This window comes from Mesorhizobium sp. M0678 (genome assembly GCF_040320505.1).
GTDB lineage: Bacteria > Pseudomonadota > Alphaproteobacteria > Rhizobiales > Rhizobiaceae > Mesorhizobium.
Genome location: NZ_JAMYPT010000031.1, coordinates 20,988 through 40,149, shown reverse-complemented (window position 1 = coordinate 40,149; position 19,162 = coordinate 20,988). Strand labels below are relative to the sequence as shown.

Here is a 19,162-nt window from a genome sequence, read left to right as displayed (position 1 = left end):
TCGGCGAATGGTTCTTGGCAGCCCCTCCGCTGATCATAACAGAGCCGGAAGTCGATCTCTTCATGGAACTCCTCACAGAGACGTTCCGGATCTTCGAGAGCGATGTCCGATGAAGCCCGCTCGTGTTCGCCCGGGCTGGCCGGCTTCGTCCCGCCAGCGCAGCAGCAGCTTCAACAATGATGGCGCGTCGGCATCAATCTTCTTCAGGGGATGGCGCTTGAACGCTTGAACGCGGAACAAGCGCGGTCATCGGCCAATTCGCCTAGCTCTTTTCGATGACGGCCACGATTGTGTTATCCTGTTCGGGAGCGGTAAGGGCCGGCTTGCGTCAAAAGACTGCGAAATGGGGCGCCTTCTTCTGAAGCGTTGGTTCTAACACTCCCGAAAGATGCCCGACCATCGCCGCTCGCCCATAGCATCTACGCCACGGGACAGGATCGAGAGAAGACCTTGAATCTGATTGACGAGCCAGACCCTGTCGGCAACCAGACAGCGGCGAATGCGATGGACCGCTTGCACCGCCAGTTGGTCGGCTGATTTCGGTGGGAACAGATCGCATTGTTGGCCGCCAACGGCCTCACAAATAGCTTCGCCGTCATTCTGGATCACACATGGCATCACGAACTGAGGGCGGATCAGCCGCACTTCGTGACCGAGATCGTAAGCATCCTTGCCCCTTAGTGCGACCCATTCGAGGCCTCCATTCCCGGCCAGGCACCGCAAAGAAACGGGCCACCACATCCCGGCGAAACGTCTTTCGCACGTGACTATCACGTGGCTGTCTACACCGTGAACTTCAAAGACGTATTTTTGCCAGGTCGAATTCTATCCGAACGACCTGCATGACACTGCTCCTTCATTGAGACGTTCGAGATTCCACCTCGCCACGAGGCGGGGGCCATACCATTGCTCCCTCGGTCCACAGTTTTGATCGAGTGATGCGCGATAAGTTGGCGGCTTGCATGCGTCCGGCCTACGTAAGGCGGCACATTTGGCCGCCGGCCAGATGAAATTCGCGGATCCGGGCCATAGCGAACTCTCGCGCTCTAAGCGCCTACTGGTCTGCTGGATGTCCCGATCTCGTCTGACAACTGTCGCGTCATCTTCCTGTTCAGCGCCATTGCACCATGACCGCCAGTATCCGACTGGTCCTGCCGTTCCTAGGCCGAACGAACCCCTGGGGCTGAAAGAGCCATCGAGGCGGTCCGCTTCAGTTGGCACACCCGCAACGACGGATTCTGCGGTTTCACTGCCGGCGCAAGCCGGCACTCGCTGCGATATCCAACTTCAGGTCCACCAGAGAACAAGATCTGGCCGCGCAAACCCGAAAAAGCTGTTCAGCACCAGGCGCCGCTTTCCGTTGCCTGATTGACCGGTGACCCCGTGAACGAAACCGCCATCGATCAGGCCGATATCCCCCGCCCTGAGCTGGAAGTCGCGACAAGGAACGCCCTCGAGATAGGCTGCCGAATAGGGATATCCCGTAGTCTCCACACCTTGAGACTTTCGGTCGGTGACTGTCGGCTTGTGGCTCCAGAGCCGCAGATTCCCACCTTCCTCGGGCATGCTGGGATAGAAGTTGAGTGCTGCGACGGTGTTGTGCGCGACCGCAGAAAGCTCGTAATCGTTCCCAGCACATAACACTTGAGCGACGTCGTCGTGGGGGTCCAAGGAGAATGTGCCGCTGCCAGACCAACTGAGAGCGCGACAGACATTGGCCTGACCGTGCTCCGAACGGGCCAGCCGCAACTCAATGCCCTGTTTGCGAAGCTCGCGCCTCAACGCGTCGAACAATGCTCGGACCGGATCAACCAGATTCTCAAAAAGGGCGTCGACGTACGGTCGCGCAGTTTCCGCCTCTGCAAAATAGGTGGCTGCATCCTTCCTGTAGTGGGATGCGCCGACATATTGTCCGGGGACGCCATCCTTACGCTCCTTGAGACCGGGACTGCCACTGAAGTTCGCGGTGATCTCCTCGGCTATTTCGGTGCTGAAAGCTTGCCTGATGTGCAGAGCGGTGATCTCACCTTTCAGGACTGAGATGATGTCCGCAGTGCTGATCGAGCCGGTTCGTTCTCTGATCGCAACAGGCGAGGTGGCTGGGGCTTGGGATACTTGATTAGTCTCCATTGGCTTGCTCCTTTAGTGCGTGATCAAGGATGGCGATGCCATGATCGAGTTCGTCATCGGTAATGGTTATCGGTGGGAGGACTTTGATGACGTCGCGATTTGGTCCTGAAGATTCGATCAGCAGGCCATTTTCGAATGCGACATCGTGCACACGGCCGACAACGGCCTGCGAACGGCACTTGAGGCCGGCCATCAGACCGCGGCCGCGCTTTTGTTCGATGCACTTGGGAAATTTGGCAACGAGGCGATCAAGGTGTCTTTGCAGTTTGACGGCTGTCCGCTCGACGCCTGCAGTAAACTGCCTGCCGGACCACATTTTGCACATCGCCCCTGCAGTCACGAAGGCGAGATTGTTGCCTCTGAAGGTCCCGCTATGTTCTCCGGGATTCCAAATGTCCAGGTCGGGGCGGATCAGAACGATGGAGAACGGACTGCCTGAACCGCTTAGGGACTTCGAAAGGCATACAATGTCGGGGTCGATCTTCGCGAACTCGAATGAGAAAAAATCGCCCGTTCGTCCCGCACCCGCCTGAATGTCGTCGACAATCAAGAGGACGCCGTGCGTACGGCAAATGCGCTGAATTTCTGTGAGCCATGCTGCAGATGCAGTGTTCAGGCCGCCTTCTGCCTGGATAGTCTCCAGAATGATTGCGGCTGGCTTTTCTATGCCGCTCCCCGGGTCGCCTAAAACATAGTCGATGTAGCTAGCGGAATCGAAAGCTTGCGTGGGGTAGCCGTCGTAGGGGACACGGATCACATCGTGGCGAGCAACGCCGCCCAGTTCCCTGGTTGACGCCGAACCCGACACCGCCAGGGAGCCGAGCGACATGCCGTGGAACGCATTTGTGAAGGCCATGACGGTTGAGCGGCCGGTATATTTTCGCGCCAGGGCCAGTGCCGCTTCGTTGGCGTTTGTGCCGGTCGGCCCAGGAAATTGTATTTTGTAGGAAAGGCCTCTAGGCTTCAGGATCGAATCCACAAACACTTCAATGAATTCACGCTTTGCCACCGTATACATGTCGAGCGATAGAAGAATGTTCTCGCCAACCAGGTATTCGATTGCTGGTGCAATAATGTCCGGATTGTTGTGTCCATAGTTGAGGGCGCCGGATCCTACGAGGAAGTCAATGTATGGGTTTCCGGCCTCATCCCAGATTGTCGCCCCAAGGGCCCTCGTAAAGACTGCAGGAAACGACCGCCCGTAGCGACGAACGTTGGACTCATGAGCTGCAAAAACATCTGTATTCATTTCAGGGTCTCTCTGCATGTCCCGCCGCGTTCCACGAGCAAGTGATTAAATGCGTTTGGTCGGTTGCGGTTGTTTTTAGTTCACTGAAGATCGGAACGTCCAGGCGGAACTTTGGACGGTCGTGACCTCCCAGGATTGTGTTCGTAATGCCGACACGCTCCTCAAAAAGGTCCGCGCCAAAAGGGAGAACGGACTCGCGCGGCAGCTCAACTGCTGCACTGACGCACTTCGGAACCTCCACCGTAGTCACGTTGCTCTGCATGGCGATATCTCTCGTCTATGCGTTGGAACGAACTCAGTTCTAGAGTTTTCGGGGAGGCGTCGATACTACGGTATTTGGTAGTTGACGCACCTGCTTGTACCCGGCGAAACGCCCTGCCCATCCTGTCAAGCTCAGCGCTAGCACCGGCTCATGGGTGACAGGCCCTTCTGCCATGCAGCAGCATGCTAACGTGTTGCAGGCGCTCCGGCAGCAACACGAACCATCGTGCGCCGGCTGGTGGTGTAGCTCGGCGGTAGCGAAGCCGCTCGCGAGCGCGCCCTCAACAGCGCTGTAGCGAGCGAGCGGCCTAGCGGCATTGATCGGCGTTCTTCAATGTCGGGGCCGCTTTCGGACCGCTTCTGAAGCGTCTCGACCAACTCTGCCTGAATAAGGATTAGGGTCTCGAAAAGCCGACAGCGGAGGATATAGGTGGGCATCTGTCGAAGCTGCGTAAAAATAGGGACTAGACTCCATCGACCGGGTTCACGCGAGGCAGATGGAGGCGGCCCGCCTGATGCAGTCTCAAGAGGACCGACATTCGCTGCGGCCCCGCTTTCAGGCAGTTCGCCGGCCCCAATCAGCATGCGGACGCCTTTGCATGGGCATATTCGCACATCCTACAAAGCAGAAAACCATCCGTCCCATTCATGCGGTCGACGATTTCACAAAAAACTGACCCTTCAAACAGGTCTTCGTATTTGTCGCGCAGAAGATTACCCAATACGTGGCGCCGTTCAAAATCCATGCAGCAGAGCGTAACGTCACCGTTTGGGAGAAGAACATTCCGATACTGCCGTCCGTCAACGCATGTCAGCGCTCCGACGACTGGCTGCCGTGGTTCGACGATCTTCGGATCGACGCTTCCACCCCTGCTGCTCAGAGGCCGCGCGCGAACTAGCGCGTCGGCGGGGATTATCTCGGACGATATCGGGATGGACCTCGCCAAGGACTATAAACCGAATTGAGGCAATGTCTGTGTCGACCACTTGACGAATCAAAGCGAGATAATTGTCTCCGACGGCGTCAGCCGTTACGGAAGGTGTAGCTGTACCCGTTGATGGCCGGCCCGCCGCCGAGATGCGCGTAGAGCACCCCGATCCCTCTGGAAAGAAGCCTTTCTGGACGAGGTCGATCATCTCTTGCATGGATTTGGCCTCGTAGACGGGCAATGATACCCTCAAGCCGCGCATACAGGCGGATGGCCTGCTTCGTTGCCTCGGACGGAAGGCCGTAGCCGGGAGACGCGTACCCCTCGAGCAGCACCACGTCATCCTCGACGATTTCCATGCCAAGCTTGACGAGCTTGCAGTATCCCGGGCAATACTTAGCACCTGCGCCTTGGTTTGCGCGGGGGTGGCGGAGGCATCGATACCGAGCACGTTGCGCTGTCGACCGTCCTTGGCGAATCCAACGAGCATGGCGGTATGCGTCGAGCCCGTGACCGTGCAAACGACGATGTAGTCGAAGCCAAACCCAAGCTGTTTCTCCTGGGCGCGCACCTCCTCCGCGAGCCGACGTACCCAAGCCCGCCATATTTGTGAACTGAGGCCCCGGCCGGTATTGCGTAGGGCCTGCCGCCCCTTGACTTGGCTTCATCGAGCGGCTGTTCCCAACTGCGGCGGAGGCCGATATCGAAGCCCTTGTCGACAAGGCGCACTTCTGCTCCCATGATCCGCCTCAAGAGAACGTCCCCGACCCGCTCGTAGACGGCGTCCTCATGTGGTACCCAGCTCTCCTGAACCAGGAGACATTTCATGCCGATCTTGGCGGCGACCGCGGCGACCAATCCGCGTGTGGTTGGACTGCACGCCGCCGATGGAGACAAGCGTATCGGCATTTGACGCGATCGCGTCGGGGATGATGTATTCGAGCTTCCGGAGCTTGTTTCCGCCAAACGCGAGACCGGAGTTGCAGTCTTCGCGTTTGGCGTAGATTTCCACCTTGTCTCCCAGGTGCTTGGAGAGGCGGTCGAGCTTCTCGATGGGCCTGGGCCCAATGGTGAGCGGATAGCGTTCGAACTTTCCCAGCATTTTCTCTCCGGCAACACGCGATGGAGCTGAATTAGCCATGCACGAGTCATTCTAGAGGCGTCTTTGATTTGAGGTCGTCTGCGTTATCGGACGCCGAAGAGTCCCATTACTAATTCCAGCGCCTCGTTCGTCATTGAGAGTTGCAACCGCGCGCCGGCATACTGCGAGAGGCTACCAATGCGTATGGTATTCAAGAATGCATCTCCTGGATTAACCAGAATGACCGGATTGCGGTCACCATGGACTTCTCAAGCACAGTATTCCTTCTAATATCTGCTCAATGTTAATGGTTGGTCCAAAGTGGCGCTATCTTGAGCACTGACCTTGTCATGAGGCGTCAAGGCAGCAGCAGCGATATGGCCAGCATTTGATCGCGCCGGAGCAAATCTGCGGATTCATTCGTCACCTCATCAAGGTCTGGCGGCTCGGATCCGACTTCCTTGCAACTGCCGAAATGCTCAGCCGTTTGGCCAGCTCGGCTATCGCAGCCAGACCGCCAGATCAGAAAGAGCACGCTTGCGAAATACGCGAGCTGAAGGAGCAGCGAACAAGTCAGCGTCGTGACGACTACTGTGCCGATGGAATGAGAAGCGAAGTAGACAGTCAGTGCGGTGCTGCACAGCACCAGCCCCAGGACGCGACAAAAGATTTTAAAGGGCAACGCCGTTCTCCTGGTTTTGTCTCCTCAGATCATGCTGCGACCTGGTCGGCCGCAACATGGGTCTGGCAGTTCTTCGGGCAGACGCGGGCGCAGGCTCCGCAGCCAATGCAGCGGCCGGCATGATCGACGACCATGATCATGCGATTGAGCTCGCCATCGAAATCGTCATCCTCGTCGTCGCAGGCGCCGAGGGTTTCACCCGCGTCATCGACGCCGTAAAGATGCATGACCTCGCGCGAGCAGACTTTGAAACAGCGGCCGCAGCCGATGCAGCTCGTGCCGTCTATAGCGGTGAGATATTCCGGCATCCATCCGGAGCCGTCGCGGGTGGTGAATGTGCTCCTCATCGTAAATTCTTCATTGCAGCGAGCTCTCTCTTGGCACCATCCAACTCGGCAAAAACGGCGGACGTTTCCTTGGCAACGTCCTCTATCTCCGTCCATTTTCCCGGGAGATCCTCTGCAAGGTCGCGCAATTTCATCTTGGCGACTGCTGCGCGCAGCTGAAGCTTTCGGACTTTCTTCCCCATTTCATCTAGCTTTGACATAAACCCTTCCTCGAAATCGGTTTCATCACGCCGGCGCCACACCGGGACCGGCTTCAGTGGCTGCGGTCGCATCGTCGATCAGTTTCGCACCGGCCTCAGCCAGTTTTCGGAGCATCTCGAAGCCGAACTGATGAACGTCTTGCCAGAACGACCAACTGCCCGGCCGTGGAAAGCATGCGGCCCAAGTCCTCGTGAATTTCATCTCCATCATTGCCGATGTCATCAGGCCGGAGCGCTCCTCGATCGCGAGCCCGACGGCGGTTTAGAACATGTCGAGCCTCCACAGCACGTCAGGGTCGGGATCATCGATGACAGGCATCCCAGGGCGCTGTTTTCTGGTGACGATGAAGTCGGCCAGCAACGTGGCGTCCGATTTGCCTTCCCACGAGCCGTAGGAGTCTTGAGCACGGATCAGCCGCACGAGGCATCTGACAAAAGGCGTGGCAAGCGCCGTCTCGTCCTCGGCAGATCGCGGTATCAGACATTTCGCCTTCTCCTCAATTTCAGTCCTCTTCCTCGAAGCACGCTGCCTGTTTTCGGGGACGCCTACTTCGGGCACCCTTGCGCAGCCGACGCCCGGCTCGGGGCGGCCCATTCCACGCAATTGATGTCCCCGTGGCCGACCTTGAACACCTCCTCGACTGCGAGGTCTTCCACGCGAACTCGCGTCGAACATTATTTCCGCCGCAATGCGGCCACAGGTCATGAAGATTCGAGCCTCGATCCTGCTGCAAACAATCGACCAAGTGCTGCATGGACCCTCCTTGCTGCGGCCACACCAGGGAAATGGACGAATTGGCCAGTAATCCATTTCGACCAATCAACCCTTGTTGTTTTTTCTCCTCGGCCGACCGCGCTTTGGTACCTTCGGGAAATTGTTTTGCGGAGCCGCACAGAGAGCGCCGTAACAAACCTTCACACCCCTGTAGGTGGCGAGGGCCTGCAGCAAATCCGGCAGATGCTGCTTTTTCAATTCGTCCGGGACAGGCTCCGGACCGTCCAGCGACTGCAGTGCCAGTTCGACCAACTCGATCGCGCGATCGTTGTTGCCGTTCTCGTAATAGTACCGGGCGACCGCGGGATAAGACCGGAACTTAGGGCTGTCGCCTTGCGGGGGATTCAGTGCCAGAATGTGTTCGGACAGCTCCTTGCCCATCGCGAAGCGCTCAGCGGGGGGAAGGCGCGAATGGTCATTGGCCGGATGGAAAAGCTGGTCTAGCGCCGAAACCATCCAATCCTGGGAGTTCTTGTCGATCGCGTCGCGCACGAATTCGCGCATCACGGGCAAGCCGGTCCACATGTCTTGTATTTTGTGAAGCAACAGGTGTGCATGAGCCAGGCGGAAATTGATGTCGTCGGGCATCAAGGCGATGCCCTCTTCGATCGCCCAGAGCGCCGTCTTCCAGTCTTCTAACTTCACCGCCGCCCAGAATCTGTCATCGATCGGCTGCAACGCTTGTTCGCGCGCCATGGGTTCGCTTGTGGCGATCCGCTCCGTATCGGCGGCTTTAGCTTTATCGCTGATGCGCCAGCTGCCGTTGAGCACTTTTGGCAAAAACTCATCGAGTTGGCTAGGATGACCGATAAAGGCGATGTGACCGTCTCGGTCGACCACGAACGAGGTCGGAATCCCAACAGAAAAGCTGGGTTCCCTCCAAAGCTTTTTCATTTCGCCTGGGTAGTCGAACGCGATCCGATAGTTCAGATTCCAGCACTTTTCGGTCAACCACGCGTCCAACTTGGTTCGAGCCTCAACGGCCGTTGGAGCGTCTTCATCAGCCGCGACGCCGACAACCTCAAGTCCGCCGCCCTTGTATTTTTCCTGGAGCCGCATCAGCTCGAGCATCTCCGCCACACATAGTTCGCACCAAGTTGCCCAAAATTCGACGATATACACTTTGCCAGGTTGGAAGTTCGTCAGGGGCTCGCCACGCAGCCAGGTGTCCACTTTGATCGAAGGAGCCGGTGACTTCATCTGCAATACCATGCTGCTCTCCAAAGCTGTTGCCACAGGTTGCGCGACTTTACGCGCGAGCTTGTTTCCCTCTTTTAGAGAGGGGGCACACGGGCAGGAAAAGGAGAGCATCGCTCGTCTCGCGCGTCTGCGCGTAGTCAGCTTTCACGCAGTGTTGCCGCATCACAATCCGCAAAGGCCGTGCCAGCGCGCTCAGCGGGCAGTAAGCGCATGAATTGCTAGAAAAACCTTCAAATGCCAAGATGGCCGGTTGTATTGAAGCCGACATGTTTTCTGCCGCTGTCAGGTTTTCGACAAGCATCACGCGCTTCGCGTCGGCAGAAAAGCGTGGCCGGACGACTCAATATGCATTCGGGCCGAGGGACGAGGCCGATGGCCATCATGACTGCGTTGGCTATCGTCAGGCTCGTCATCATCGTCCGCTTCACGCCACCGGCTTGAGCGTCTTGCCGTTCCGGTCCGGAGGCGGTAGCGATCTCGCCATTTGCGATTGCAAGGGGCCGCTCCATCCGAGCGCAGCCTGTGCCCCTCGCCCGCCTTGCGATTGAATTCCTGGGCTGGCGTCATGGGAGTTCTTCACGACCGAAGCCGGTCCAGCTGTAGCTCGCCAATACCGCTCCCCAGAACAACGATAATGATCATGGCGGAAGAGGCCAGGATGAGTGCCGGCCTGTGCCGGCGGTGAACTCTGCGGATTCCTGCTTTGTGTTTATCTTCTGTGTTCCTGGTGCTCAGGTGCAACGGGACCTCGCGGCCCGACGTGAGCGTTGGCGGAATTGCAAACCCGAAGACCGCTCGGTCGCCACGCAGGTTGGGCCGGACCAACGGGAAACGCTGGAGATGCGGCTGTCCGCCACTAACCCGGGCTACCATCCCAGAGATAACAAGGCGATTGATGCCATCGGTCGCGCCGACGCCGGCAAGAGCCCGGCCGTCCCGACTCGAAGGTCGGTGCCTTGGCCACTCGTTGCGGTGGTCAGCTCCCGGCCAGTGTGAGGGAAATCGTGATAACGCCAATACGATGCGGCTACGGTCCGAACGCGGCCTGCCGCGCTGAAGCGACTCTCTTTCTCGACCTGGACGCCGACCTGAAGCGGTGGTTTTGAGTGCATTGAGGAGCGCCTGTACCTCTGCGCGGCCTGGGCTCCGCGTTACGGATCATCTCGGGCGAGGAGAACCCCCGAGCGCGGCGTTAGAGACGTCCGGGATGTCTCGGCGACGGCGCTTGCAGATTCGAGCTTCGCGAAACTTGCGCGTTTGCCGCGGCCTTTCTCCGACTTGGCATCAGGATACCCAGGGGAGTAGAGCTTGGAACAGCATCGGCGCTGCTTCAAAACCCATCAGCGAGCCAAAAACAGCGGCAATGGCGGCTTCCCCACTATCCATCTCGTTACGCCACCGAAGAGCCGCTCGCGCAGCCGTCGGCTGCCATAAGCGCCCATCACTATCATGTCGGCAGACGTGTCGATTGCGTGCTGCGCGAGCACCGTGGCCACTGGTTTGCCGGCGCTCGCCAGTAGGTCAACCGACACCCGAGCACCGTGCCTAGTGAGATAGGCAGCGATATCGGCTCCCGGCTCGGTACCGTTCCCGGTGCAGGTCGCCTCCGGATCCACTAGTGCGACACGAACTTCCTCAGCACCGGCTAGCAGATGCAGCGCTTCCCGAACCGAACGGGACGCCTCGACTCGCGAATCCCAGCCGACCAGCACGCGCCGTGGAGACAGAGCCGCCTCAGCGCCCTTCGGCACGACAAGCACCGGCTTTCCGGTGTCGAACAGGCTGCCGTCGATAACGAGGGGTCCGAGGTCAATGTCGTTGAGAAGTGCGGGGCCGACGATTGTCAGATCGTTGCAGAGCGCCCGCTGTCGCACCGCCTCACCGATGCTGACCTGATCGCAGTTGGCAATATCGACATCATAGCACCGCCACGTGGCTCTCAGCAGTTTGTGAATTTCCCTGGATGTTTTTTCCAAACTGGCCGTGTCATGTGAAAATCTCTCGATTTGCCTGTACCGTTTTTCCAGTGCGGCAATGGCATGTGCGGGTTGTCTAGGCCACTCGGGGATGCCATCGCCTAGCGGCGGAGACGGCATAATGAGCGGCGGAGGCGACATCACCAGTACGGAAAGATACGCGCCGACTTCGGCACACAAGCTGGCAGCTGTTCTGACATCCTGATCGGAGTGGTCAGCTCCCGTCACACTGAGTACGCTTCTGAAAGCCATTTGACTGCTTCTTTCTGAATATGTCGTACCTGCCGGCGCGTTTCGAAGCCGCAAGACTTGCCCTCAGCACGGCGGAAATGCGGAGTGGCACCACATCGGTTATCTATTCAGCCGTCCGGCCACTCGAGCGAGTAGCCGGCCGACCTGACGGTACGAATGACGCTGGAGGGCGAGGCCGCCTTCAGAGCCCTTCTGAGCCGGCTGATATGGACATCCACGGTGCGTACACCGACATGGATATTGGCCGGCCAGGCCGCGCTGATCAGCTCGTCTCTGGTGAAGACCTTGCCGGGAGTCTCAAGCAAAAGCCGCAGCAGGTTGAACTCGATCGGCCCAAGGTGGACTTCGTGGCCATTACCCCGAACGCGGTGGGCATCGAGCCTTATCTCAAGGTCGCCACAGGAGATCCAGCCGCCGTTTTCAATCCCGTTGGAACCCGGCTTTGGCAGCGCCAGCTTCATCCGTAGACAGTCAAGCAGCTTGGCCGGCGCGAAGGGCCGCACAAAGCTCTCGTCAATACCAGCCTTCAAGAGATCGAGGTGCTGGTTCTCGGCGCCGGGCGCGATCAGCGCAATCACGGGCAGGCCGCCGGTCCGGGGCTCGCCCTTGAACTGGGCGCAGATTGTGGAGCCTGTCGCGCTTGCCGGCCCGCAGTCCAGCACTACCGCCTGGAGCTCCCGTTCATCGGCCAATGCAAGTGCTTCCTTCACGCCGTCTGCCGGCTCACTCGTGAAGCCGTCCACTCCCAGAATGTGGCTGAGGAACAGATACAACTCAGCATCTTGCGAACAGATCAGGACCAGTGGCTTCATCAGAGCTACCCCAAGAACCAAATCGGCATCGACCGCCTTGGCTGAGTGGGTTGAGCATGGCCTGTCCTCAAGGCTTGGCATGATCCCCGGGCTCGAAGAGCCGGTTCCATCATGCCCGCGCCACCTCGGGATAGGCTTCAATGGCTGTGATCGCATCGCCGGCCAGTTGCGTGCCCGCCGCGGCGAGTTTCCAGAACGTCTCGAAACCGAACCGGTGGACGTCGCGCAGGGTCTTGGACAGAACGACCAGTCGCCCGGCCGTGAAGAGCACGCGCCCGAAGCCCTCATGGCTCATCTCCATCATCGGCGATGCCATCAGGCCGGAGCGTTCCTCAATCGCAAGCCCGACGGCGGTGTAGAACTTATCGAGCCTCCACAGCACGTCCGGATCGGGATCGCCGATGATCGGAATTGCACGGCGCTGTTCCCTGGTGATGATGAAGTCTCCCAGTAGCTCGGCAACCGGTTTGCCTTCCCATGATCCGTGGGAATCATTAGCAAGGATGAGCCGCACGAGGCATTTGACGAACGGGGTGGCAAGGGCCGCCTCGTCCTCGGTGACGGCAGGGCTAACAGCGGCTTCAAACATTTCGCCTTCTCCTCATTTCAGTCCTCGTCCTCGAAGGACGGTTTCTGTTCGGCGACACCCGCCTGCGCCAGCACCTTGCGCAGCCAAGGGGGAGGACACGTCCTGAGCATCATCTGCGTGCGCAACAGCACCTCTTGGATGGTTTGGGCCTGCGGCACTTTGATCGGATGAATTTTTGCCGAAACAACCTTGGCTGCCGAAGGTCCGCCGATAGCCAGACAAAACAGGAGATGGCAGCCCTTCAGCGCCTCGACTTTCGGGGTGATGCGATCATCGCCCTCAGTCCGATGATTCCCGCTCTCGTCGGAAACGTCATCGAAGGCCACGGCTTCCACAAGATTCCACTCCTCGCGCATCACCTCGTAGACAGCAAAGCGCTTGGCCGACCCGAAATGGGCGTTGAGGTTCTTCATGTCCTGCGTGGCGATCGCCACGCGCAATGCGCCGGCTTGGCGTTCCGGCGTCGGTGCGTGAACCTCGTCAGTGACGAGCGAGAGGCGACGAACGGAGCTCATCTGGCATTTCTCGCTTACGGAGTGGATCAAGCGCCTCCGGCGTCGGCGCGTGCCGGTTGGCTTCAAAAATGTTGGCGACCTCGAAGATCAGGTCGCGGGTCCCCTGGTAGAGGATTGTGAGCTTGTGCTGGCTGCCGAGCCGGTCGAAGATCGGGAAGCCGACCCGCATGAGCGGAATGCCGAGGCGCTGCGCCGCCTGGCGGCCGTGGGAATGGGTGACGAGAAGATCAGCGCCGGCGCCAAGAGCTTCCAAATCGCCGAGATCGCCGATTTGAACCGACTGCGCCGGTACTTCCTCCAAAATTTTCGACATGTCGGTCGTGGTGACCGCCGCCGCGATTTCGGAGCCCATGCCGATGAAGAAGCTCGCGAGTTGGTAGAGTTGGTCTGGTTCAGCAGCGATCGCAATTTTCTTGCCTCCAAAGTGGAAATGTCCGTCGAGCAACGCGTCCTGCAACTGCGCCCGGCGACGGCGCACCCCAGCCGGCGCCGCCGCGCCCGAAACCGCGGACAGCAGAGAGACGAACCGGTCGGCGTCCTTCAATCCAGTCAGCGACCGGAACAGCACGTAAGGCACGCCGGTCAACCTCTGAAGCAGCTCGGCCGGGCGGCGCATATGCTCACCGATGACGATGCATTGCTCGGCCGTGCCAAGCTCGCGGATATCCTCGATGCTGGTGCCGCCGTAGGTGGTCGTGATCCAGCGGTCGGGCACCGTACCGTCGAGCGAGCCGGAGACGTCCGGCAGAATCACCGGCTTGAGTCCAAAGCTTTCAATCATTTCACGCAAATGCTCGATATCAGCCACAGTGAGGTTCCAGCCAGGCAGGATCACGATCTTCTTCGACTGCCGCGCCTGCTCGCCGGGCCGCGTAATCCTTTCGATCATCGCGGTGACAGCCTTGGCCCAGCCCTCTTCGATCGCGCCGCCGAAATCCGGTGTGTTGGCTAGCACCACCTCCGTACCCGCGAGTTCTTCCCTGCGCTTCAGCCTGATATTGGCGATATCTCCTGCGCAGTCTTCGCCCCGGGTTTCCACCAGCGCCGTCGTGCAGACCCCGATCAGCGTTGGCTTTGTGCGGGCCTTGAGATTGAGGATCGCCTCTTCCAGATGGTCTGCCCCGCCGAGGATCGTCGCCACCTCGTCCATCGCCGTCGTCTGCAAGGGGATGGCTTCCTTGAAATGCCGCACGAAGAGCACGAGCGCGAAGCTGGTGCAGCCTTGACTGCCGTGGAACAACGGTATCGCGCCGTCGACCCCAAGGAAGGCGAGGGCGGCCCCCAACGGCTGCGATGACTTGAGCGGATTGACCGCCGCCGCTTTGGTCTGGGGAAGGATGCGGACCATCGCTTCCTCAACACTCGCCGAGATCGTCGGCCGTCGTGCCGGCGAATTTCTTGAAAGGCTGGACGGTCGCGGTCTCGTTCTTTGTGCTCGGCAGTTCCTCCCTCACCGCAGGCTGGCAATTCCATGGTGCCGGCTCCCGCACCTGGCACCAGATCGGGTTATGAATGGCGAGGTCAATCTGGCGTACGAGTTCCACCATGCCGTCATAGCCGGCGTAAGGGTGTTGGCGCTCCTGGTTGATATCAAGCCAGGGGATCTTGGCCTTCAGCGCGATGAACTGCGTGCGCCCGCCCGATAGCATGATATCGGTCTTGTGTTCTGAGAGCATGGCGTAAAGCTCGCGCGGCGCCATCTGCTCGAACATGTGGTTGTCGTCCTTGAGGATCTGCTTGATGCGCTCCTTGTCTTCGACGGTCGACTTCTTGACAGAGGTGCCGACGATCTCAATGCCGATCTCCATCAGCGCATGGACGACCGACCAGGACTTCACACCGCCCGTGTTGAGCAGCACGCGCTTGCCTTCGAGCCTCGGCCGGTAGGCCGCGAGCTTCTTCCAAGCGATCGCCTCCTCCTCTGCAATCAACGCCTCGGTGCGGCCGAGGATCTCCGGATCGGCACCCTTCTTCACGAGCAGCTGAGATATCTGTCGGAGCGCTTCCGAGGTGTCGGTGATGCCGTAGAAGGAGCCCTCGAAGAATGGGATCTCCCAGCGCTGCTCCATCTTGCGGGCGAGATTGATGAGCGCGGTCGAGCACACCATCATAGCCGCCCGGGCGCGGTGCGCGCAGGCAATGTCGAGGTAGCGCGCGTCGCCCGGAATGCAGGCGCGCACCCGGATGCCCAGCCGATCAAGGAGCGGCTTCACCAGCCAGAATTCGCCCGAGAGGTTGAATTCGCCAAGAATGTTGATGTGGTAAGGGCCGGCATCGTCTGGCTCCACCGTGCCGATGACATGCTCGAGCAACGCCTCGCCGGCAAGCTTGTTGCCGAGATTCTTGGAGCCGACGAAGCCCGGCGCATTGACCGGCACCACCGGTAGGCCGAACTTTTCCGCCGCGCGCTTGCAGACGGCCTCGATGTCGTCGCCGATCAACGCCGTCACGCAGGTCGGATAGACGAAGATAGCCGGCGGCCCATACGCTTCCTTGACCTCGCGGATCGCTTTGAAGAGCTTCCGCTCGCCCTGCCCCATCACAACATCGAGTTCGGTGAGATCGGTGGTGAAGCTTGTGCGCCACAGCGTTGGCCCGGACGAAGCCGCACCGCGGTTGTCCCAGGAATTGCCCTCGCAGGCGAGCGGCGCATGGATCAAATGCGCAACGTCGGTGATCGGCTGCAGTACGATCTTGGCGCCATCGAAGGCACAGCCGCCGGCCGCCGCCCCGGGGGTCAGTGGCTTCGAACAGCCCTTTTTGCTCGCCTTGGCATCCTTGCCGCGGTTCTTCTCGCAGGCAGGCTCGTTGAAGACATCCTGGATTTTGGCTCTAAGCAAGGACATTGCGTCGGTCTCCAAAGTCCCTCGGGAAGACGACCGGCCAAAGCCGACCGTCACGCTTAGCGGGTGAGGTCATACGAATAGTCCGTCACGCCCGTCTGGCTTGTCTCGCGATCGAGCTTGTCGAAGATCTTGTCGAGGATCGTCGTCAGGACGCGCAACCCGCCTTGGTAGCCCATGAGCGCAAAGCGATGGTGATGGTGGCGGTCGAAGATCGGAAACGCCAGCCGGATCAGCGGCGTGCCCGTGTCGCGCTCCAGATACTTGCCATAGGAGTTGCCGATCAGCAGGTCCACCGGCTCGGTGAAGAGCAGCGAGCGCATCGCCCAGAGGTCCTTGCCCGCCCAGACTTGAGCATCCTTGCCGAAGGGCGAGGATGCAAGCAGTTCCTTCAAGTCCGCTTCCCAGGCCGAGGTGCCGTTGGTGGCGAGGCAATGGGTCGGCTCGCCGCCCGTCTCCATGATGAAGCGGGCCATGGCGTAGACAAAGTCCGGATCACCGTAGATGGCGTATTTCTTACCGTGCAGCCAGGATTGGCTGTCCGCCATGGCGTCAACAAGTCGGCCGCGCTCCAGGCGGATTGCCTCGGGGATTTGCTTGCCGGAAATCGCGGAGACCTCCATCAAGAAGTCGTCGGTCGCCTGGACTCCGAGCGGGTAATGGAACGAGGCAGTCGCCTGCCCTACCCCCTCGCAATACTCCAGTGTTTTTCGGGTGTTGTAATGCTGTAGCGACAGCGTCGCCTCGGCGTTGAGTGCCTTCCTCACGTCTTCGATCTTCGTGCCGCCGTCATACATGCGGTATTCGCCGTCGGACGGCGTGTCGAACTGGTCAGAGGCGTCTTGGATGAAGGTATAGGACACGCCTATCAGATCGAGCAGGCGCTTGAGTTCCCGGTTGTTGCCAACACAGAAGCCGTCGAAACCCGGAATGACGTTGATGGTCCCCTCGGCTTCCGTTCGCTCCTCGCCTTTCCAGAAATGCTCCAAAATGCCCTTGACCGTTACGTCATAGCCATCGACATGGCTGCCGACGAAGGCCGGCGTGTGGGCGAAGGGCACGTCGAAGTCGCGCGGGACCGAGCCTTGGTCCTTGGCGTTCTCGATGAAGCTGTGCAGGTCGTCGCCAATGACCTCCGCCATACAAGTGGTCGAGACGGCGATCATCTTCGGGTCGTAGAGTTGGTACGTGTTGGCGAGCCCGTCAACCATGTTCTTCAGGCCACCGAACACTGCCGCGTCCTCGGTCATCGAGGAGGAAACTGCGGAAGCAGGCTCTTTGAAATGGCGCGACAGGTGCGAGCGGTAATAGGCCACGCAGCCCTGGCTGCCGTGGACGAAGGACATGGTTCGCTCGAAACCCGCGGCCGCGAACACCGCGCCCAGCGGCTGGCAGGCCTTGGCGGGGTTCACGACAAGCGCTTCGCGAGCGAGGTTCTTTTCGCGGTATTCCCACGTCTTGGTGAATTCGCGTTGGTCGGTAACGACCTGGTCCGGGTGCGGACATTCGAAATTCAGCCTCTTCTCGGCGAGCATCTGCCTGTATTCCGGCTCGCGGAACAGGGGCGCGTGGTCGAGAACTTTTTCAGCCGACTGCGGCATGGGTGGTTACCTCTTTCCATCTGGCCCGCCATACGGCGGCACAGGGACGTCGAAACGTTTCAGGTCTCCCGCGGACAAAGGGCCACAGGCGTTCAACGGCCTCCCGGCTTCCGGGAGGCCAGGTTTTCATTCGGCTGCGATCGCCGCCGACGGCTCGGCTTTTTTCTTCCAGGGGGCGTCGTAGAGGTTCCAGACTGGGTTGTTGATGGCCAGATCCATGTCGCGGGCGAAGATGGCGAAGCCGTCGTAGCCGTGATACGGGCCGGAATAATCCCAGGAATGCATTTGACGGAACGGTATGCCCATCTTCTGGACCGGGTACTTTTCTTTGATGCCGGAGCCAACGAGATCAGGACGGATCCCCTCGATGAACTTCTCCAGCTCGTAACCAGTCACGTCGTCATAGATCAGCGTGCCCTTCTTCACGTAATGGCCGGTACGCTGATAGTCGTCGTTATGGCCAAATTCATAGCCAGTGCCGACGATCACCATGCCCAGATCCTCGTATGCCGTGACGACGTGACGGGGGCGCAGCCCGCCGACATAGAGCATCACCGTCCTGCCTTCGAGGCGCGGCCGGAACTTGGCGATGACGGCATCGACCAACGGCCGGTATTTGGCGATGACCGCCTCGGCCTTGGCCTCGATTTCCGGCCCGAAATGCTTGGCTATCTTGCGCAGAGAGGCTTCAGTCTGGGAGGGGCCGAAGAAATTGTACTCCATCCAGGCGATGCCATATTTTTCCTCCATATGCCGGCAGATGTAGTTCATCGATCTGTAGCAATGGATGAGATTGAGCTTGGCCTTCGGCGCTCGCTCTATTTCGGCCAGCGTAGCGTCGCCCGACCAGTTGCCGACCACGCGCAGGCCCATCTCCTCGAGCAGGATGCGCGACGCCCAGGCGTCGCCGCCGATATTGTAGTCGCCGATCACATTGACATCGTACGGGCCGGCCTCGAACTCGACGTCCTTCTTCTCGAACACCCAGTCGCGGATCGCGTCGTTGGCGATGTGGTGGCCGAGTGATTGCGAGACGCCGCGGAAGCCCTCGCAGCGCACCGGGACGATCGTCTTTTCGTGTTCCTTGGCCTTGTTGCGGGACACCGCTTCGGTGTCGTCGCCAATCAGGCCGATCGGACATTCGGATTGCACGCTCATGCCCTTGTTCAGCGGAAACAGTTCCTCGATCTCGTCGATGATCCGTTCCAGCTTCTTGTCGCCGCCGAAAACAATGTCCTTCTCCTGGAAATCGGAGGTGAACTGCATCGTGACGAACGTGTCGATGCCGGTCGTGCCGACGTAATAGTTGCGGCGTTGCGACCAGGAATATTGCCCGCAGCCGACCGGGCCGTGCGAGATATGGACCATATCCTTGACTGGACCCCAAACCACGCCTTTCGAGCCGGCATAGGCGCAGCCGCGAATCGTCATCACTCCGGGGATGGACTTGATGTTCGATTTGACCTCGCATTCGGAAAGGCCCTCGCTTTCCTCGCCAGCCTCGTCGCCGCTTTTTGCGACGCTGAGGTGCTTTTTGCGGCGCTTCGCCGCCTTGTCAGGATATTGCGACAGCACCTCCTCGATAAGCTTCGCATGGAGGGCGCCGTCATTCTCGTATTCCAGGCTCATGGGACCCCTTTCAAGGTTCAGGGTGACGCCTCACCAACGAGGCGCCGTTCTTTGAAAGGCGCGCCAGGTCAAGGCCGCGCCTCGTGTCGGC

Annotated in this window: 16 protein-coding genes and 2 pseudogenes; all 18 read right to left on the bottom strand. The window is 59.6% G+C overall.

All coding sequences use genetic code 11. The features are described from left to right. Positions 1-1,287: 1,287 nt before the first annotated feature. Entirely contained in the window at positions 1,288-2,130 is an 843-nt protein-coding gene (locus tag NKI29_RS30345; protein ID WP_352798337.1) for a 2OG-Fe(II)-dependent halogenase WelO5 family protein, read from the bottom strand. Next, the gene (ectB, locus tag NKI29_RS30340) at positions 2,120-3,379 is read right to left on the bottom strand and encodes a diaminobutyrate--2-oxoglutarate transaminase (protein WP_352798336.1); all 1,260 of its coding nucleotides are present in this window, start codon (positions 3,377-3,379) and stop codon (positions 2,120-2,122) included. The genes NKI29_RS30345 and ectB overlap by 11 nt, the downstream gene beginning before the upstream one ends. Positions 3,380-4,218: 839 nt before the next feature. Beyond that, positions 4,219-4,386 carry a hypothetical protein gene (locus NKI29_RS30335; RefSeq protein WP_352798335.1) on the bottom strand — a complete coding sequence of 56 codons (168 nt, stop codon included), beginning with the start codon at positions 4,384-4,386 and terminating at the stop codon, positions 4,219-4,221. A gap of 278 nt (positions 4,387-4,664) precedes the next feature. After that, a pseudogene (locus tag NKI29_RS30330) lies at positions 4,665-5,671 on the bottom strand (1-aminocyclopropane-1-carboxylate deaminase). 337 nt (positions 5,672-6,008) lie between these two features. After that, positions 6,009-6,332, bottom strand: coding sequence for an exopolysaccharide production repressor protein (locus NKI29_RS30325; protein ID WP_352798334.1), 324 nt, complete (start codon positions 6,330-6,332; stop codon positions 6,009-6,011). 29 nt (positions 6,333-6,361) lie between these two features. Then, the gene (gene fdxB, locus NKI29_RS30320; protein WP_352529834.1) at positions 6,362-6,679 is read right to left on the bottom strand and encodes a ferredoxin III, nif-specific; all 318 of its coding nucleotides are present in this window, start codon (positions 6,677-6,679) and stop codon (positions 6,362-6,364) included. Further along, positions 6,676-6,879, bottom strand: a complete 204-nt coding sequence (locus tag NKI29_RS30315) for a CCE_0567 family metalloprotein (RefSeq protein WP_352450788.1) — start codon at positions 6,877-6,879, stop codon at positions 6,676-6,678. The genes fdxB and NKI29_RS30315 overlap by 4 nt, the downstream gene beginning before the upstream one ends. Positions 6,880-6,904: 25 nt before the next feature. Continuing rightward, positions 6,905-7,474 (bottom strand): annotated as a pseudogene (locus NKI29_RS30310) (DUF269 domain-containing protein). A 225-nt stretch (positions 7,475-7,699) separates the two neighbouring features. Continuing rightward, positions 7,700-8,866, bottom strand: a complete 1,167-nt coding sequence (locus NKI29_RS30305; RefSeq protein WP_352798333.1) for a TlpA disulfide reductase family protein — start codon at positions 8,864-8,866, stop codon at positions 7,700-7,702. Between the two features lie 218 nt (positions 8,867-9,084). Next, the gene (locus NKI29_RS30300) at positions 9,085-9,363 is read right to left on the bottom strand and encodes a hypothetical protein (RefSeq protein WP_352798332.1); all 279 of its coding nucleotides are present in this window, start codon (positions 9,361-9,363) and stop codon (positions 9,085-9,087) included. An 831-nt stretch (positions 9,364-10,194) separates the two neighbouring features. Then, the gene (locus tag NKI29_RS30295) at positions 10,195-11,082 is read right to left on the bottom strand and encodes a universal stress protein (RefSeq protein WP_352798331.1); all 888 of its coding nucleotides are present in this window, start codon (positions 11,080-11,082) and stop codon (positions 10,195-10,197) included. A gap of 107 nt (positions 11,083-11,189) precedes the next feature. Continuing rightward, positions 11,190-11,894, bottom strand: a complete 705-nt coding sequence (locus tag NKI29_RS30290; protein ID WP_352798330.1) for a response regulator transcription factor — start codon at positions 11,892-11,894, stop codon at positions 11,190-11,192. A 109-nt stretch (positions 11,895-12,003) separates the two neighbouring features. Then, positions 12,004-12,483: a NifX-associated nitrogen fixation protein gene (locus NKI29_RS30285; protein WP_352798329.1), complete on the bottom strand. Its 480-nt coding sequence runs from the start codon at positions 12,481-12,483 to the stop codon at positions 12,004-12,006. Between the two features lie 17 nt (positions 12,484-12,500). Then, positions 12,501-12,998, bottom strand: coding sequence for a nitrogen fixation protein NifX (gene nifX / locus NKI29_RS30280; protein ID WP_352798328.1), 498 nt, complete (start codon positions 12,996-12,998; stop codon positions 12,501-12,503). Then, positions 12,964-14,346 (bottom strand): nitrogenase iron-molybdenum cofactor biosynthesis protein NifN, encoded by a 1,383-nt coding sequence (nifN, locus tag NKI29_RS30275; protein ID WP_352798326.1) that lies wholly within the window; start codon positions 14,344-14,346, stop codon positions 12,964-12,966. Before nifN ends, nifX begins: the two co-directional genes overlap by 35 nt. Before the next feature lie 7 nt (positions 14,347-14,353). Next, positions 14,354-15,844 carry a nitrogenase iron-molybdenum cofactor biosynthesis protein NifE gene (nifE, locus tag NKI29_RS30270; RefSeq protein WP_352798325.1) on the bottom strand — a complete coding sequence of 497 codons (1,491 nt, stop codon included), beginning with the start codon at positions 15,842-15,844 and terminating at the stop codon, positions 14,354-14,356. Positions 15,845-15,900: 56 nt separating this feature from the next. Continuing rightward, on the bottom strand, positions 15,901-17,442 hold the full coding sequence (gene nifK, locus NKI29_RS30265; RefSeq protein WP_352798323.1) for a nitrogenase molybdenum-iron protein subunit beta: 1,542 nt from the start codon (positions 17,440-17,442) through the stop codon (positions 15,901-15,903). A 126-nt stretch (positions 17,443-17,568) separates the two neighbouring features. Then, complete coding sequence (nifD, locus tag NKI29_RS30260; RefSeq protein ID WP_352798322.1) at positions 17,569-19,071, bottom strand: nitrogenase molybdenum-iron protein alpha chain; 1,503 nt, start codon at positions 19,069-19,071, stop codon at positions 17,569-17,571. Positions 19,072-19,162 lie beyond the last annotated feature (91 nt).

Excerpts from the sequence above, each read along its gene's own strand:
- fdxB (WP_352529834.1), bottom strand. The coding sequence starts at position 6,679 with ATGAGGAGCACATTCACCACCCGCGACGGCTCCGGATGGATGCCGGAA.
- NKI29_RS30315 (WP_352450788.1), bottom strand. The coding sequence starts at position 6,879 with ATGTCAAAGCTAGATGAAATGGGGAAGAAAGTCCGAAAGCTTCAGCTG.
- NKI29_RS30290 (WP_352798330.1), bottom strand. The coding sequence starts at position 11,894 with ATGAAGCCACTGGTCCTGATCTGTTCGCAAGATGCTGAGTTGTATCTG.
- nifX (WP_352798328.1), bottom strand. The coding sequence starts at position 12,998 with ATGAGCTCCGTTCGTCGCCTCTCGCTCGTCACTGACGAGGTTCACGCA.
- ectB (WP_352798336.1), bottom strand. The coding sequence starts at position 3,379 with ATGAATACAGATGTTTTTGCAGCTCATGAGTCCAACGTTCGTCGCTAC.
- nifE (WP_352798325.1), bottom strand. The coding sequence starts at position 15,844 with ATGTCCTTGCTTAGAGCCAAAATCCAGGATGTCTTCAACGAGCCTGCC.
- nifN (WP_352798326.1), bottom strand. The coding sequence starts at position 14,346 with ATGGTCCGCATCCTTCCCCAGACCAAAGCGGCGGCGGTCAATCCGCTC.
- NKI29_RS30305 (WP_352798333.1), bottom strand. The coding sequence starts at position 8,866 with ATGGTATTGCAGATGAAGTCACCGGCTCCTTCGATCAAAGTGGACACC.
- nifD (WP_352798322.1), bottom strand. The coding sequence starts at position 19,071 with ATGAGCCTGGAATACGAGAATGACGGCGCCCTCCATGCGAAGCTTATC.
- NKI29_RS30345 (WP_352798337.1), bottom strand. The coding sequence starts at position 2,130 with ATGGAGACTAATCAAGTATCCCAAGCCCCAGCCACCTCGCCTGTTGCG.
- NKI29_RS30295 (WP_352798331.1), bottom strand. The coding sequence starts at position 11,082 with ATGGCTTTCAGAAGCGTACTCAGTGTGACGGGAGCTGACCACTCCGAT.
- NKI29_RS30335 (WP_352798335.1), bottom strand. The coding sequence starts at position 4,386 with ATGGATTTTGAACGGCGCCACGTATTGGGTAATCTTCTGCGCGACAAA.
- nifK (WP_352798323.1), bottom strand. The coding sequence starts at position 17,442 with ATGCCGCAGTCGGCTGAAAAAGTTCTCGACCACGCGCCCCTGTTCCGC.
- NKI29_RS30300 (WP_352798332.1), bottom strand. The coding sequence starts at position 9,363 with ATGGAGCGGCCCCTTGCAATCGCAAATGGCGAGATCGCTACCGCCTCC.
- NKI29_RS30285 (WP_352798329.1), bottom strand. The coding sequence starts at position 12,483 with ATGTTTGAAGCCGCTGTTAGCCCTGCCGTCACCGAGGACGAGGCGGCC.